General features: G+C 69.5%; 16 protein-coding genes. 11 read left to right on the top strand and 5 right to left on the bottom strand.

Going from position 1 to position 16102, the window contains the following annotated elements; all coding sequences use genetic code 11:
* Window positions 1-4: 4 nt before the first annotated feature.
* The 5 genes from DSC_RS02215 to flgA form a co-directional block, all read right to left on the bottom strand.
* Entirely contained in the window at window positions 5-1123 is a 1119-nt protein-coding gene (locus tag DSC_RS02215; RefSeq protein ID WP_043290334.1) for an OprO/OprP family phosphate-selective porin, read from the bottom strand.
* Window positions 1124-1441: 318 nt separating this feature from the next.
* Window positions 1442-2173, bottom strand: a complete 732-nt coding sequence (locus DSC_RS02210) for a hypothetical protein (RefSeq protein ID WP_014159487.1) — start codon at window positions 2171-2173, stop codon at window positions 1442-1444.
* 54 nt (window positions 2174-2227) lie between these two features.
* Entirely contained in the window at window positions 2228-2575 is a 348-nt protein-coding gene (locus tag DSC_RS02205) for a hypothetical protein (RefSeq protein ID WP_014159486.1), read from the bottom strand.
* Window position 2576: 1 nt separating this feature from the next.
* Window positions 2577-2888, bottom strand: a complete 312-nt coding sequence (gene flgM / locus DSC_RS02200) for a flagellar biosynthesis anti-sigma factor FlgM (protein ID WP_014159485.1) — start codon at window positions 2886-2888, stop codon at window positions 2577-2579.
* 97 nt (window positions 2889-2985) lie between these two features.
* Window positions 2986-3648 carry a flagellar basal body P-ring formation chaperone FlgA gene (gene flgA, locus DSC_RS02195; RefSeq protein ID WP_014159484.1) on the bottom strand — a complete coding sequence of 221 codons (663 nt, stop codon included), beginning with the start codon at window positions 3646-3648 and terminating at the stop codon, window positions 2986-2988.
* Window positions 3649-4025: 377 nt separating this feature from the next.
* Between flgA and flgB the strand changes: the two genes are divergently transcribed.
* From flgB to flgL, 11 genes are all read left to right on the top strand, one after another.
* Window positions 4026-4403, top strand: a complete 378-nt coding sequence (flgB, locus tag DSC_RS02190) for a flagellar basal body rod protein FlgB (RefSeq protein WP_014159483.1) — start codon at window positions 4026-4028, stop codon at window positions 4401-4403.
* A 13-nt stretch (window positions 4404-4416) separates the two neighbouring features.
* Window positions 4417-4824 carry a flagellar basal body rod protein FlgC gene (gene flgC, locus DSC_RS02185; protein WP_014159482.1) on the top strand — a complete coding sequence of 136 codons (408 nt, stop codon included), beginning with the start codon at window positions 4417-4419 and terminating at the stop codon, window positions 4822-4824.
* A gap of 54 nt (window positions 4825-4878) precedes the next feature.
* Window positions 4879-5568, top strand: a complete 690-nt coding sequence (locus tag DSC_RS02180; RefSeq protein WP_014159481.1) for a flagellar hook assembly protein FlgD — start codon at window positions 4879-4881, stop codon at window positions 5566-5568.
* Between the two features lie 49 nt (window positions 5569-5617).
* Window positions 5618-6838, top strand: coding sequence for a flagellar hook protein FlgE (flgE, locus tag DSC_RS02175; protein WP_014159480.1), 1221 nt, complete (start codon window positions 5618-5620; stop codon window positions 6836-6838).
* Window positions 6839-7277: 439 nt separating this feature from the next.
* Window positions 7278-8024 (top strand): flagellar basal body rod protein FlgF, encoded by a 747-nt coding sequence (locus tag DSC_RS02170; protein WP_014159479.1) that lies wholly within the window; start codon window positions 7278-7280, stop codon window positions 8022-8024.
* Window positions 8025-8055: 31 nt separating this feature from the next.
* Complete coding sequence (gene flgG / locus DSC_RS02165) at window positions 8056-8841, top strand: flagellar basal-body rod protein FlgG (protein ID WP_014159478.1); 786 nt, start codon at window positions 8056-8058, stop codon at window positions 8839-8841.
* A 5-nt stretch (window positions 8842-8846) separates the two neighbouring features.
* Complete coding sequence (locus DSC_RS02160) at window positions 8847-9632, top strand: flagellar basal body L-ring protein FlgH (protein ID WP_043290878.1); 786 nt, start codon at window positions 8847-8849, stop codon at window positions 9630-9632.
* 11 nt (window positions 9633-9643) lie between these two features.
* Window positions 9644-10756, top strand: coding sequence for a flagellar basal body P-ring protein FlgI (locus DSC_RS02155; protein ID WP_014159476.1), 1113 nt, complete (start codon window positions 9644-9646; stop codon window positions 10754-10756).
* A gap of 562 nt (window positions 10757-11318) precedes the next feature.
* Window positions 11319-12512 (top strand): flagellar assembly peptidoglycan hydrolase FlgJ, encoded by a 1194-nt coding sequence (flgJ, locus tag DSC_RS16470; RefSeq protein WP_014159474.1) that lies wholly within the window; start codon window positions 11319-11321, stop codon window positions 12510-12512.
* Window positions 12513-12524: 12 nt separating this feature from the next.
* Window positions 12525-14420 carry a flagellar hook-associated protein FlgK gene (flgK, locus tag DSC_RS02145; RefSeq protein ID WP_014159473.1) on the top strand — a complete coding sequence of 632 codons (1896 nt, stop codon included), beginning with the start codon at window positions 12525-12527 and terminating at the stop codon, window positions 14418-14420.
* Between the two features lie 12 nt (window positions 14421-14432).
* Window positions 14433-15635 (top strand): flagellar hook-associated protein FlgL, encoded by a 1203-nt coding sequence (flgL, locus tag DSC_RS02140; protein ID WP_043290333.1) that lies wholly within the window; start codon window positions 14433-14435, stop codon window positions 15633-15635.
* The last annotated feature ends 467 nt before the right edge of the window (window positions 15636-16102 follow it).

Genomic DNA, 16102 nt, shown 5'->3' with positions numbered 1-16102 from the left:
CCGGTCAGAACATCACCTGCGCGCGGATCCCGAATGCGTTCGGGTCCACTTCCACCCCGGCGCGGCGGCTGTTGGCCTTGATGTAGTTGACCTGCACCTTGAAGTGGCTGGTGAAGTAGTAGTTCGCACCCACGGTCCAGTCGTGCTGGTAGCCGCCTTCCAGGCCGGCATCGTTGAGGTCCAGGTCGCTGTAGCGCAGCAGCAGTTCCAGCGCGCCGGCCGGACCCTTGGGCGTGACGTTGCCCAGCGTGCCGGTGTAGGGGCGCGATTCGCCGGTCACCACCCAGCTGCCGTAGACGGTGTTGCCCTGGGCGTTGAAGTCGGCAAAGCCCTCGCGCGCCACGGTCTGCTCCAGGTGCTCGGCCAGCACGGTGAACGGGCCGGCGATGCGGATGAACTCCAGGCCGGCGCGTGCGATGTGGGTGGTGCCGGGCAGGGCGCCGCTGTCGATCAGCCGGGTGTCGGTCAGGCCCGCCTCGATCTTGCTGCGCACCCGGCTGGAGCTGGCGTCCGGGTTCTCGACCGAATACCCCACGCCCAGGTGGAGCACGTCGCCGGCGGCCTTGTGCGGGGTCCAGGTGAAGTGCCCGGCCACGGTGGTGCCCTCGTTGTCGCCTTCCACGTCCTGGCCGGCAAAACCCTGCAGCTGCAGGTTCCAGGTCTTTCGGGTCAACGCCCACTCCACGCCGGTGCGGCGCCCCTCGTAGATGGCCTGGGTAGCCAACGGCGCTTCCAGGAACGAGACGGCGCGCGTGGCCCCCGCCGAGTCCAGGCCGATCGGAGTCTTGAAATAGCCCACCCGGATCGCGCCGTAATCCTTGCCGAACAGCGCCTTGGTCTGCACCCGGGCATAGATGTCCAGCCACAGATGCGACTGGAAGTCGTACTGGACGCCCATGTCGAATACGCCATCGCGCCTGTAGAAGGCGCCGAATTCCTTGCGGCGCATGCGGTGGTCATTGTCGAAAAGTGCGTCGTCTCCACTGAAATGGTTCTGGTCGTAGGCGTAGGCGCCGGTCAGGCCGATCTGGTCGCCGTTGTCGAATTTGTAGCTGGTCGGCCAGTCGGCCGCCGCGGCGCTCCCGGCAACGCCCATCAGCCCCACGATCAGCAATGCCCGCATGTCCGTCTCCCTGCGTTGGTGAACCCGCGTGTCAACAAGCCGGCACGCACCTTTGGGCGCGCGGCCGCCCGCGTGAGGTATCTGGCAACCTGAAGACCAGATCGCTTGCGGTCGCCGGCGTTGGCCGGACGTAGCCGCCCGCGGACACCGTGGGCGCAGCGTACACGCCGCAAGTTGAGCATGTCCGCCGGCGCGCGATGATCGCGTTTTGGCATGTCGGCAGGAGCAATCGTCATCGGCGGGTTCCGCAACGCGCCGGGCGGGTGCGCGCGGGGCCGGGCCCGTGGGGTCGGTGCGAGGGGTCGGTGCGCTGCAGGCCTACGCGCCCGCATCCCAGCCCGGCATCTGCGCCGGATCCAGGCCGCCGGTGTCGAACGCGGCCGTGCGGCTGCCGCCGGCCTTGACCGGGAACTCGATCTTCAAGGTCCTGGCGTGGGCGGCCAGCTTCCACAGCGCCTTGTGGTCGGTGATGAACAGGGCGATGGCCTCGTCGGTGTCCGGACGCCAGGCGTCCATCGCCCTGGGCTTGCCGTCATCGACGCTGACCTTGACCTTGCAGCCCTGCAGGCACGGGAAATCGCCGGCCTTGAGCACCAGATAGGCGCTGCGCTTCCACTCGGGATGGTCGCGGAAGACCAGCTGCACGCGCTGCTGCTTGCCGCTGCCGTCGGTGTCCAGCGGCGCGCGGCTCATGATCGCGGCCGAGACCTGCGCGCCCTGGCCGATCATGACCTGGTTGTAGGTCCACAGGCCCGCCAGGCGACGGGCTTCGCGCGCTTGCTCGGCCTTGGCCTTGGCCTCTTGATAGTGCACCTGGATCTTCTGCGCGGCCGCGGTGTCCGGGTACTGCTGCAGCAGGGCGCTGCCATGGACGCGGGCCAGGTCCCAGTTGCCGGCGGCATAGGCGGCTTCGAACTGGCCGGCCAGGGTGTCGGCGGCCTGGGCCTTGGCGGCGGCCTGGCGGGCGGCCTGTTCCTGCAGCTGGGCCTGACGATCGGTGCAGCCCAGCAGGGCCAGGGCGCACAGGGCGCCGGACAGGATGCGTTTCATTGCAGGCAGCTCCAGAGGCGTGGCAGGGGCGGCCGGCCAGCGCGTGGAGCGCAGTCAGACCACAGCCAGGCTGCGTCCCTGCGCGCGCGAGCCGGCCAGGCCCGCGGCATTGTACGTGCCGGTGGATTCGACGCGACCCAGGTGGCGCAGCGCCCAGTCCACTTCGCGACGGCGGCGGGCCAGCAGGACGCCGTTGGCCTGGTTGAGCTGGCGCAGGGCGTCCACGCGCTCGGCGGCCGAGCGGTCCGGCGGGCTGGCTTCGGCCTGGCGCAGGGCGCGGACCTTGGCTTCGGTGGAGGCCAACAGGGCCAGCACATCGTTGTCCAGCAGCGCGCGGCGCTCTTCCTGCAGGGCCAGCTCCAGGGCGCCCAGCGGGCTGGAATCGAGGAGTTCGGTGCTCATGTCAGCGTCCCAGTTCGCGGTCCAGGTCCAGCATGCGCGCGGCGATGGCCTGCGCGTCGATCTTGTAGCTGCCCTCGGCGATGGCGGCCTTGAGCGCGTTCACCCGGCCCATGTCGATCCCCGCCGGAGCGGCGCCCAGTTCGCGTCCCATGGCTTTGAGTCCTTCGGCATCACCGGTCAGGCTGAGGCGATCTGTCTCGGCGGTGGCCGAGATGGGTTCATTGCGGGCGCCACCGGCGCGGGTGGCAGCCACGGCAGCCGCGACATCGGCCACCCGCGCGGCGGGCGGCATTGGGTCGATCTTGTAGCTCACAGGGCACTCCCAAAGTTCTGCTGTCGAGCCCGGTAACGGCGGGTCGACGGAGAACTTGAGGGCAAAGTGACATTTTTTGTCAGTCGCGCGTTGCGCTTCACTGAAGGACCTCGACCACCCCCGGCTCGGACGAAAGCCGGCCACGAATCACCTTGTTGGAAGCGGTGTTCTGCACCGCCACGCGCTGGCCGACCTGGGCGCTGCCCAGGGCCACGCCCGGCATGCGGATTTCCGCCCCGGCCACCCGCGAGACCAGCACCACCGGATCGCCGCGACGCAGGGGCTGGCCCTGCTGCAGGTCACTGGCGGTGGCGATGTCGCCGGCGCTCAGCGCGCGCGCGGCGATGGCACCGGCCAGCTGGTCCGGGCTGGCGAACGTGGCCCCGTCGGTGCCGCCCACGTCGCGCTTCTGCACGATCAGCTGGCCCGGCGCGATCGCCTGACCCATCCGCACCGGGCCGTTGACCACCACCACCTGGGCTTCGCGGCGCACGGCCACCGGGACGAAGATCTTCCAGCCCGGACTGTCATCGCAGCGCACCTGGGCCAGGCGGGTGCCGGAGGCCACTGCCTGCAACGGCTGGCGGCAGGCGGCCAGGCGCAGGCTGGAATCCAGGCGCGCCTGGCCCTGGGCACCAGCGCCGCCGACGGCCTGCAGGGCGGCGCTGCGGATGCTGTCCAGCGGCTGCAGGTCGGCGGCCTGGGCCTTGCAGGCCGCCAGGGTGACGAGGGAGAGCAGGATGCGGGTTGTCCGGTTCATGGGCCGGATGGGTGCAAGAGCCGTGCCTTGGTTTCATCCTGTCGAGAAGCGGCAAGCAGCTTTCACGCCTGCGCCGCGACCTGAGTTTGTCTCGGCAACGTAGGCGCTGGACGATGTCGCGTCCCACCGGGTGCGCTTCGGGAAGTCCCAGCGTCGGATTCTTGGCGAAGGGCCCTGCTGGATCACGCTTGTCGCGGTGCTATGGCCTGCGCCGGATCAGGGCCTGAAGCCGGTACATCAACAAGCAGCGCGCGCGGGGCGGGCGATTTGCCGGGGCGGCCGGCGGCCGCCGGGAACCCGACGCCGGCCGCGCCCACCGACCCGTGGCACGGCGCTTGCCTTGATTCCCGGTGATCCTTGTCTCCCCGGAGCGTCCCATGTCCGATTTCCTTGGTCTCCACGGCACCGCCCTGGCCCTGCGCGAGCAGCGGCTGCAGCTGCTGTCGGCCAACATCGCCAATGCCGACACCCCGGGCTACCAGGCCCAGGACCTGGACTTCAATTCGGCCCTGGGGGTGGCCCTGCAGGCGCCTGGCGCCGGCGGCAACGCGCTGGAAGGCGGCGCTGCGCTCGGCCAGGCCGGCGCGGCGGCGCACTTCTACCGCCCGTCCAGCCAGCCCAGCCTGGACGGCAACACCGTGGACGGCGACCGCGAGAACGCGGCCTTCGCCCAGGCGACCCTGGAGTACCGGGCCTCGCTGTCGTTCATCGAATCCAGGGTGCGGTCGATGCTGACCGCCATCACCGGCCAGTAAAGGGAACCGCGCCATGAGCAACCTGCCCATCTTCGACGTCGCCGGTTCGGCGATGAATGCCCAGTCGGTGCGGCTGAGCACGGTGGCCTCCAACCTGGCCAATGCCGACTCGGTCTCCGGCGATCCCAACACCGTGTTCCGCGCCAAGCAGCCGGTGTTCGCCACCGAGCAGGTCGGCAACAACCCGGCGCTGGTGGGCGTGCGCACCGCGGCGGTGCAGGACTCCACCGCCGCGCCGATCAAGCGCTACGAGCCGGGCAATCCGCTGGCCGACGGCAATGGCTACGTATACGCGCCGGACATCGATCCGGTGGCGCAGATGGTCGACCTGATCTCGGCCACCCGCAGCTACCAGGCCAACGTGGAGGTCTTCAACAGCGCCAAGGAAACGGCGACCGCCACCCTCAACATGGGCCGCTGACGGCCCGCCCCCTTCGCCCGATCCACGCCTGAACCCTCCGAAGAGCGCCTGCCCATGGCCACCGTCGACACCTCCACCCTCGCCTCGCTGGGCCTGACCAGCGCCACCAAGGCCGCCAGCACCACCGGCAGCTCCGCCGGCGCGATCGGCCAGGCCGATTTCCTGACCCTGATGACCGTGCAGCTGAAGAACCAGGACCCGCTCAAGCCGCTGGACAGCCAGCAGTTCCTGGGTCAGCTGGCGCAGTTTTCCACCGTCCAGGGGATCGAGCAGATGCAGGCGGCGATGGGCTCGATGGCCAGCGTCATGGAATCGGACCAGACCCTGCGCGCGGCGGCACTGGTCGGCCACGACGCGATGGTGGCCGCCTCCTCGGTCACCCTGGCACCCGGCGCGCCGCTGGACGGGGAGATCACCGCCACCTCGGCCGGCCCGGTCACCCTGGAGATCACCGATGCCAACGGCAACACGGTGCGCACCCTCTCGGCCACGGCGGCGACTTCCGGCGCGCTCGCTTTCCACTGGGACGGGCTGACCGATGCCGGCGCCGCCGCCACCGGTGGCACCTACACCATCAAGGCCGTGGCCGGCGCGACCGCCGCCTCCAGGGCCGCTTCGGCAACGGCGCTGGACGTGGGGCTGATCGCCCATGTGGACAGCGTTTCCATCGAGTCCTCCGGGCTCACCCTGAACCTGGCCGGCGTCGGCGGCTTCCCGCTGTCGTCCATCCGCCGGGTCAGCTGATCCAGCTCCCGACCCATACGCAGCTTCCTTCCTTCACGGGGACACTTCCATGAGCTTCCGCATCGCCCTGAGCGGCATGAACGCCGCCTCTTCCGACCTGAACGTCATCTCCAACAACATCGCCAACTCCAACACCACCGGGTTCAAGGAAAGCCGCGCCGAGTTCGGCGACGTGTTCGCCGTCTCGCCCTACGGGGTGGCCACCAACGCCACCGGCGCCGGCGCCCGCCTGCAGCGGGTGGCCCAGCAGTTCAACCAGGGCAACATCGACTTCACCGGCAATGCGCTGGACATGGGGGTCTCCGGCCAGGGCTTCTTCACCCTGTCCAACAACGGGGCGATGGCGTATTCGCGCGCCGGCAACTTCAGCACCGATGCCTCCGGCTACGTGGTCAACCCGTCCGGCCAGCGCCTGCAGGTGTTTGCGGCCAACCCCGACGGCACCACCTTCAACACCAGCAAGCTGACCGACATCCAGCTGACTACCGGCGACGCCCCGCCGCAGGTCTCCACCAAGGTCCAGGCCGACCTCACCCTGCCGGGCAACGCCACCGTGCCGGTCAAAGTCCCCTTCGATGCGGCCGACCCGACCACCTACAACCACAGCACCTCGCTGACCGTGTATGACTCGCTGGGTGCTTCGCACAGCCAGTCGCTGTATTTCACCAAGACCGCAAACCCCAACGAGTGGACCATGCAGGCCCAGATCGACGGGGTCGACGTGGGCACCCCGCAGACCCTGGCCTACGACGCCACCGGTGCGCTGGTCAGCCCGGCCGGCGGCGACATCACCCTGCCGCCCTACACTCCGCCCGGCGGCGCCGGGCCGCTGAACCTGACCGTGGACCTGGGCAACTCGGTCCAGTACGGCCAGAAGTTCGCCGTCTCGGCACTGAACCAGGACGGCTCCGGCACCGGCAGCCTGTCCAGCATCTCCGTTTCGGCCGAGGGCGTGATCCAGGCGAACTACTCCAACGGGGTGACCAGGTCGCTCGGCCAGGTCGCCCTGACCATGTTCGCCAACCCGCAGGGCCTGCAGCAGAGTGGTGACAACGCCTTCTCCGAGACCTACGCCTCCGGCCAGCCGCTGCATGGCGCGGCCGGCACCTCGCAGTTCGGCCTGGTCCAGGGCGGCGCGCTCGAGGCCTCCAACGTCGACCAGACCGCACAGCTGGTGAACATGATCACCGCCCAGCGCAACTTCCAGGCCAATGCGCAGATGATCCAGACTCAGGACCAGGTCACCCAGACCATCATCAACCTGCGGTAAGCGCGGTGGCGGCAGGCCTGCCGGCCGGCCGCGTGCGGGATTGAAGGGAGCCAGGGATTGGCTCCCTTTTTTCGTGGGCTTGGCTTCTGCCCCCTCCCTTGCGCAGCAGGGGAGGGCTGGGGAGGGGTTGCTGTTGCTTGGTGGTGTTGCCGTCGCGTCCCCAAAAGCACCCCACCCCGGCCCTCCCCTTCGCGATGCGAAAGGGAGGGGGCAGTGCCGAGCACCCCTCCCCGGCCCCACCTTCGCGATGCGAAAGGCAGGGGGCAGTGCCGAGCACCCCTCCCCGGCCCTCCCCTTCGCGATGCGAAAGGGAGAGGCAGCGCTGAGCGCCCCACCCCGGCCCTCCCCTTCGCGATGCGAAAGGCAGGGGCAGCGCCGCGCGTGCCGACTCCCGTGCACCGAAGGTCCCTCGCGGCACGGCCCTTGCAAGGCCCTGTGCATGGACAGAGCCCTCTACATCGCCATGACCGGCGCCAGCGCAACGCTCAAGGCGCAGGCCACCCATTCGCACAACCTGGCCAACGCCAGCACGGTCGGTTTCCAGGCCACCCTGAGCGCGACCCAGGCCATGCCGGTCACCGGCGCCGGGCTGGCCTCGCGCGTGGCCACGGCCGAGAAGCTGGTTGGCGTCTCCGATGCCAGCGGCGCGCTCAGCACCACCGGCAATCCGCTGGACGTGGCGCTCGCGCCCGGCCACTGGTTCGCGGTGCAGGACAACAACGGCGGCACCGCCTACACCCGCGCCGGCGACCTCAGGCTCACCCAGAACGGCCTGCTCACCACCTCCAGCGGCCTGCAGCTGCTGGACGCCGGTGGCGCGCCGATGGTGATCCCGCCCAACGACGGCATGGACATCGGCGCCGACGGCACGATCTCGGTGATCCCGCAGGGCTCGCCGGCCTCGTCGACGACCCAGGTCGGTCGCCTGCAGGTGGTCCAGACCCGCACCACCGACCTGGTACGCGGGCAGGACAGCCTGATGCGCCAGGCACCCGGCGCGCCGGCACCCACGCCTTCCACCGGCGCGGTGCTGTCCACCGGCGTGCTGGAAAGCAGCAATGTGGATGCCACCGGCGCGCTGGTGTCGATGATCGCGCTGGCGCGCCAGTTCGAGATGCAGGTACGGGTCTTGCACAGCGGTGATGAAACCGCGCAGAGCGCCAACTCGCTGCTGTCCTCGCGCTGATTTCCCGACTTTTTCCTGACGGAGAACCGCCATGACCCAGGCACTGTGGATCGCCAAGACCGGCCTCGACGCGCAGCAGACGCGCATGGCGGTCATTTCCAACAACCTCGCCAACATCAACACGACCGGCTTCAAGCGCGACCGCGCCAATTTCGAGGACCTGCTCTACCAGACCCAGCGCCAGCCCGGCGGTGCGACCTCCGAGCAGACGATGCTGCCCTCGGGCATGTCCACCGGGACCGGCGTGCGCGTGGCCACCACCGCCAAGTCCTTCGTCCAGGGCAACCTGAGCCAGACCGGCAACGCGCTGGATGTGGCCATCAACGGCCGCGGCTTCTTCGAGGTGCTGATGCCCGACGGCAGCAGCGCCTACACCCGCGACGGCGCCTTCCAGGTCAATGCCGACAACGAGCTGGTCACCAACGAAGGCTATCCGGTGCAGCCGGGCCTGCAGATCCCCGAAGGCGCCCAGAGCATCACCATCGGCAGCGACGGCACGGTCAGCGTGCAGCTGCAGGGCCAGGCCGCCGCGACCCAGGTCGGCCAGCTGACCATCACCGATTTCGTCAATCCGGCCGGCCTGCATTCGCAGGGCGGCAACCTGTACACCGAGACCGGCGCCTCCGGCCCGGCCCAGGCCGGCGCCCCGGGCGAAAACGGCGCCGGCCTGCTGGTCCAGGGCGCGCTGGAAAACTCCAACGTCAACAGCGTCGAGGAGCTGGTGTCGATGATCGAAACCCAGCGCGCCTACGAAACCAATGCCAAGGCCATCAGCACCGTCGATTCGATGCTGGGCTTCCTCAACCAGAACCTGTGATCGCCATGCGCCTGCTGCTTGCCACCGCCGTCATCGCCTGTCTGGGCACGCTGTCCGGCTGCGCCACCGTCATGGGCGATGTGCGCCCGTTCGCCGAACAGCCGCCGGCGCCCAATGGCCTGGTGCCGCCGCCGGCGGTGCCGCCGGGCTATGCGCAGCCGGCCCCCGGCCAGGGCCAGCCCGGCATGGTTGCACAGGGCTACGCGCGGACAGGCGTGGGCGATGGCGGCGGCTCGATCTTCGCCAGCGCGGCCGACGGCAGTGGCAACCGCGGCATCCGCCTGTTCCAGGACAACAAGGCGCGCGAGGTCGGCGACCTGCTGACCATCGTCCTGGTCGAAAGCACCAGTGCCAGGTCCAACGCCAAGACCGGGATCAGCAAGGACGCCTCGATCGCCATGGCCGCGCCGACCATCCTGGGCCAGGGCGTCACCTACAACGGCAAGAACCTGCTGCAGGCCGAAGTGGACGCCAAGCGCGGCTTCAACGGTGCCGGCGACACCCAGCAGAGCAATTCGCTCGATGGCGATGTCACCGTGACCGTGATCGAGCGGCTGGGCAACGGCAACCTGCGCGTGTCCGGGCAGAAGCAGCTGCGCCTGAACCAGGGTGATGAGCTGGTCCAGGTGCAGGGCATCGTCCGCATCGCCGACATCGGCCCGGACAACCGCGTCACTTCCGATCGGGTCGGCAACGCCCAGATCGTCTATGGCGGCCGCGGCGCCGTGGCGCGCTCCAACGCCATGGGCTGGCTGGGCCGCTTCTTCAACTCCGCCGCTGCACCGTACTGAGCATCGCCATCATGCGCGTGACCCTGTTCCGTTCCTTCATGTCCCTTGCGGCCGCGCTGGCGCTGATCCCGGCGCCGGCCCACGCCGAACGCATCAAGGACCTGGCCCAGGTGGCCGGCGTGCGCGGCAACCAGCTGGTCGGCTACGGCCTGGTGGTCGGCCTGGACGGCAGCGGCGACCGCACCAGCCAGACGCCGTTCACGGTGCAGAGCCTGAAGACCATGCTCGACCAGCTGGGCGTGACCATTCCGCCCGGCACCAACCCGCAGCTGAAGAACGTGGCCGCGGTGGCCATCCAGGCCGAGTTGCCGCCCTACGCCAAGCCCGGCCAGACCATCGATGTCACCGTGTCCTCGGTCGGCAACGCCGGCTCGCTGCGCGGCGGTGCGCTGCTGATGGCCCCGCTGCGCGGTGCCGACGGCCAGATCTACGCGGTGGCCCAGGGCACGCTGGTGGTCAGCGGCTTCGGCGCCTCGGGCAGGGACGGCTCCAAGATCTCGGTCAATGCGCCCAACGGCGGCAGCATCCCCAACGGCGCCACGGTGGAGCGTTCGGCCCCCGGCGGCGGCGCCGACACCGGCGTGGTCACCCTGAACCTGCACGAGGCCGATTTCACCACCGCCTCGCGGATCGTCGATGCGGTCAACCGCACCTTTGGCGCCGGCCGGGCCCAGGCCGTGGACCCGGTGACGATCCAGATCGCCGCCCCGCCCGGCAACCGGATCGGCTTCATGGCCCAGCTCGAATCATTGGACGTCAGCCCCGGCGCGGCCGCGGCCAGGGTGGTGATCAACGCCCGCACCGGCACGGTGGTGATGGGCGGCAACATCTCGGTGCTGCCGGCGGCGGTCTCGCACGGCTCGCTGACCGTCTCGATCACCGAGAACAACCTGGTCAGCCAGCCGGAACCCTTCTCCCGCGGCGGCCAGACCGCGGTGGTGCCGCAATCCACGGTCAGCGCCACCGCCGACGGCGGCAAGATGTTCATGTTCCAGGGCGGCACGTCGTTGGAAGCGATCGTCCGCGCGGTCAACGCCGTGGGGGCGGCGCCCGGCGACCTGGTGGCGATCCTGGAAGCACTCAAGCGCGCCGGCGCCCTGCGCGCGGAACTGGAGATCATCTGAGGCTGGGCTGGCGAAAGCTGCCCGGATCGGCAAGGCCTCTGCCTCCAGCGCAGAGCCAAAGCACAAGCAACCCCTCCCCAGCCCTCCCCTGCTGCGCAAGGGAGGGGGCCAAGCAGTGGCCGTGGAGCCGGCGCCTGGTGAGCCGGTGGCGATCCTGGAAGCGCTCAAGCGCGCTGGCGCCCTGCGTGCGGAGCTGGAGATCATCTAAGGCTGGGCCTGGCGCAGGCTTCGGGATCGGCAGGCCCTCTGCTTACAGCATCGAAGCGACCGCTTTTCGCCCCCTCCCTTTTGCGCAGCAAAGGGGAGGGCCGGGAAGGGGTCGCTTTTGTGCCTCCAGCGCAGAGCCAAAGCACAAGCAACCCCTCCCCAGCCCTCCCCTGCTGCGCAAGGGAGGGGGCCAAAAAGCAGGAGGGCTCCTGATGTGGGGTCGACTTCCCGGGTCGTTGTCCAGGCCTTGGAGACGCCTGCGCCGCGCGCCTGCGACGGAAACCCGACAGGCCGCGGCACGGGACTTGCTTGAGAACAGCACATACCTTCCGCGCCCTTACCCGGTCCTCCCGCCATGACCCTGCAGCTGCCCGGCACCACGGCACTGTCGCTGACCAAGTCGAATACGGCTTCGCCAGAACAGATCAAGCAAGCCTCCAAGGAACTGGAGACCCAGTTCGCCTCGATGCTGGTCAAGTCGATGCGCAGCACCACTGGCGGCGATCCGCTGGGCGGGGGCGATACCAGCTACCGCGACATGTACGACCAGCAGCTGGCCCGGGAACTGACCAGGGGCCGCGGCCTGGGCCTGCAGGCGATCATCCAGAAGCAGCTGCGCGGCGACAACGGCGGCAGTGAAGCCTCCACGCCGGTGGACACCACCCTGCCTTCGGCCAGAGCCACGACCGGCGCGCCGATGCCGTTGCGTGCGCAGGTCCCTGCCAGCGCCTTCCCGTTCACCGCCAGCCAGCTGCCACTGCGCGCGCCGACCAGCGCCAGCACGGTGCCGGTGGCCAGCGCTGGCACCCTGCCGCTGGCCGCGTCCAGTGCGGGCGTTTCGCTGCAGGCCATGCCGATGCAGACCCAGATGCCGCAACCGCCGCAGCCGCTCGACCCGGGCGACTGCCAGCTGGACTGCAGCAGCCCGGAAGCCTTCGTCCAGTCGATCTGGCCGCATGCGCAGAAGGCCGCGCAGGCCCTCGGTGTGCCGGCCAAGGCGCTGGTCGCCCAGGCCGCGCTGGAAACCGGCTGGGGCCGGCGCCTGGCGGGCAAGCAGGGCGTGAGCTCCAACAACCTGTTCGGGATCAAGGCCGGCAGCCGCTGGGACGGCGATTCGGTCAACGTCGCCACCACCGAATACGTCAATGGCGTGCGCCATGCCGAGCGCGCCAACTTCCGCGCCTATGATTCGGCCGCCGACAGCTTTGCCGACTACACCCGGCTGCTGGGCAACGACCGTTATGCCGCTGCGCGCGGCACCGGCCAGGACACCCACCGCTTCGCCCGGGCGCTGCAACGCGCCGGCTATGCCACCGATCCGCACTACGCGGCCAAGCTGACCGCGATCGCCAATGGCAGCACCATCAGTCGCGCCCTGGCCAACCTGCCCGATGGCGGCGTGCCTTCGTCCCTCTATGGCTCCGACGCGCGCCTGGCCGCCGCCGCGCCGGCGCCTAGCATGCAACTTGCATCGGCCCAGGGCAGTGGCGTGGACACCTCGGTCTTCGCCGCACTCGGCGCGCGCTATCGCGCGGTCGCCGGTTACTAAAAGGATGAGGCCATGACCAGCATGCTCTCCACTGGAAGCTCGGCGCTGATGGCCTTCCAGCGGGCGCTGGGCACCATCAGCAACAACGTGGCCAACGCCACCACCGAAGGCTACAGCCGTCAACGGGTGGAGCTGTCCGCGCGCGTGGGCACCTCGGTCGGCAACGGCCTGGGTTACACCGGCCAGGGCGTGGACGTGAGCGCACTGCAGCGCCTGGCCGATGGCCTGGTGTTCGGCCGCCAGGTCAACAGCAGCAGCGAAGTCGGCCGTCTGACCAGCCTGTCCTCGATGGCCGGGCGCGTGGACAGCCTGCTGTCCGATTCGGCCACCGGCCTGTCCGTGCCGATGTCGGCCTTCTTCAACGCGGCCAGGGGCGTGAGCAGCGACCCGACCTCGACCAGCGCGCGCGAGGCCCTGCTGGCCGCCGCGCAGTCGCTGTCGGCGCGTTTCAATTCGGTGGACGGCCAGCTGTCCACCATCGACGATGAAACCAACGAGAACCTCAAGAGCAAGGTCGCTGACGCCAACCAGCTGGCCAGGGAGATCGCCGACCTCAACAAGACCATCGCCGCTTCCGGCGCCAACGCCTCGCCCGACCTGCTGGATGCGCGCGAACTGCGCGTCACCAAGCTGGCCGCGCTGGTGGGCGCCACCACCGTGGCCCAGGACGATGGCGCGCTCAACGTGTTCACCATCGGCGGCCAGCCGCTGGTGCTGGGCGCCAAGGCCAACACCCTGACCGCGCTCCAGGACCCGGACCGGCCCGAGCGCTCGCAGGTCGGCCTGGACACCGGCAACGGGAGGGCGGTGCGCCTGCCGGACGCGTCGATTTCAGGCGCGTTGGGCGGCCTGCTGGAGTTCCGCACCAGCGTGCTCGACCCGGCCCGCGCCGAGCTTGGGCGCCTGGCTACCGCCACCGCAATGAGCTTCAACGACGCCCAGGCCGCGGGCGTGGACTACAACGGCAACGTGGGCAGCGCGCTGTTCTCCATCGGCGCTCCGAGCGTGAACCGCAACGCGGCCAACACCGGGACCGCGGCCTTCACCACCGCGGTGAGCGATATCGGCAGTCTTACCGGCAAGGACCTGGTGCTGCGCTACAGCGCCGGCGGCTGGACCGCGCAGCGCGCCGACACCGGCGTGATCGTGCCGATGGCCGGTGACGGCTCGGCGGCCAACCCGTTGCTGGTCGAAGGCGTGCGCCTGACGATGTCCGGCAGCGCCGCAGTCGGCGACACCTTCACCGTGCATCCGACCGCCGGCGCGGCCGGCAGCCTGGCGGTGGCGATCACCGACCCGACCCAGGTCGCCGCCGCCGGCGCGATGTCGGCCAGCGCCAGTCCCGCCAACCTGGGCAACGCGGCGGTGGCCGCCACCACGGTGACCAATGCCACCGCGTTTGCCGGTTTCAGTGGCGCCCAGATCGACTTCATCGACGCAGCCTCGTACACCATCAACGGTGGCCCGCCGCAGAGTTACACCGTTGGCGCGGCCATCACCGATCCGGCCACCGGCTGGTCGATCACCCTCAGCGGCACCCCGAGCGCAGGCGACCGCTTCAACCTGGCCGCCACGCCGGCGCGCTCGTCCAGCAACGCCAATGCGCAGCTGTTCTCGGCGCTGGATGGCAAGCCGCTGCTCAGCGGCGGTACCCAGTCGCTGACCATGGCCATGAGCCAGCTCACCGCCAGGGCCGGCACCGAGGCCAGCCACGCCCAGCTGAGCCTGGACGCCCAGCAGGCCATCGACGCCCAGGTCAGCGCCGAGCGCGAATCGGTCAGCGGCGTCAACCTGGACCAGGAAGCGGCCGACATGATGAAGTTCCAGCAGGCCTACCAGGCCGCCGCGCAGGTGGTCAAGACCGCCGACACGATGTTCCAGACACTGCTCGCGGCCGTGGGCCGCTGACCGGGGATTGCCATGACGCTCCGCCTTTCCACCATGGGCATGCACCAGCAGAGCCTGACCGCGATGCTGGCCCAGCAGTCCAGGGTCGCCCGCTCGCAGCTGGAACTGACCACGCAGAAGAAGCTGATCACCGCCGCCGACGACCCGGCCGGGATGGCCCAGGCCCAGCGCCTGGACCACGCGATCGCGACCCTGGACCAGCAGGACAAGGACGCGGCGCTGCTGGAGCACCGCTTGCGTTCGCAGGAGCAGGCGCTGACCGACGTGGGCACCCAGCTGGACCGCGCGCGCCAGATGACCATCCAGGCCGGCAACGACACCCTCAACGCCGCCGACCGCACTTCCATCGCCGCCGAACTGCGCCAGATCCGCGAGGCCGTCCTGGCCATCGCCAATCGCGATGACGGCACCGGGCACCCGCTGTTTGCCGGTTCGCGCGACGCGGTGATCCCCTTCACCCAGGACGCCAGCGGCAACGTCAGCTACGTCGGCGACGATGGCCAGAACCGGGTCGAAGTGGCGCCCAACCTGAAAGTGGCCGGCACCGATGCCGGCAGCACCCTGTTCCTGCGCATCCGCACCGGTGACGGCACCAGCGTGGCCACCGCCGCCAGCAGCAACACCGGCAGCGGCGTCATCGGCGGCAGCGCGGTGACCGACAACAGCCTGTGGAACGGACAGTCGGTCACGGTCAGCTTCACCGCCGCCGACGCTTATCAGCTCCTGGACAGCGCCGGCACCGTGATGTCCACCGGCAGCTACACCGCCGGCAGCACCATCAGCGGGGCCGGCATCCAGATGACCCTCAGTGGCGCGCCGGCAGCCGGCGACCGCTTCACCCTGGGCAAGGCGCCTAACCAGGACATCTTCAGCACCCTGGACACCCTGGCCGATGCCCTGGAAGCCCCGGCCACCACCGATGCGCAAGTGGCCACCCGCCGCAATGCGCTCAATCGCGCCCTGGGCGACATCAGTACCGCGCAGGACCACTTCCTGCTCAGCCGCTCGCAGACCGGCTCGCGCCTGGCTGCACTGGACGATGCCACCGACGTGCGCAGCGCCTATGGCGTCAGCCTGCAGACCACCCTGTCCACCCTGCGCGACGTCGATCCGGCCGAGGCCGCCAGCAATCTTTCGCTCCAGCAGATCGCACTGGAAGCGGCACAGAAAACCATGCTGGCGGTGCAGAGCAAGTCGCTGTTCGACCTGATGTAGGTGCACTGCACTTGCAGAAAACAACTCGCACCAACTGCTTGATCGTCGTTCCCGCGAAGGCGGGAACCCGGGCTGGGGCAGTTGCAGATCGCCACAACCCGCTGTATCGCAGCCTGACCGTCCTCCAGCATGGATCCCCGCCTGCGCGGGGATGACGGCAACACGCTCCATTTATCCCTGTCAGGCGCCACACCTGCGTCTTCGCAAGGCCTTTTGAACCGGCCTCAAGTCCGCGTCCTCGCTGCCGCTATCTGGTTTGAGCGCATTCGTGTCGATCCACGACACACATGACACGGCCGGACGCGCCAGCAACTGGGCAATGTCTTTGAAAGTGGCCCGGCAAGAAACCTCGAAAGAATGTTCGATCCAGGGCTAAAGGCAACGCACCTTGTGCCGTTAAACCTATCAGCAGCGGAGAGGGCCAATCCCGGCCACACCCTGCCTCAACCCGGCCGAGCCCTCTCAGT

Origin of the sequence: Pseudoxanthomonas spadix BD-a59 (genome assembly GCF_000233915.3) — a bacterium.
GTDB lineage: Bacteria > Pseudomonadota > Gammaproteobacteria > Xanthomonadales > Xanthomonadaceae > Pseudoxanthomonas_A > Pseudoxanthomonas_A spadix.
This window is presented reverse-complemented; position numbering and strand designations above follow the sequence as displayed.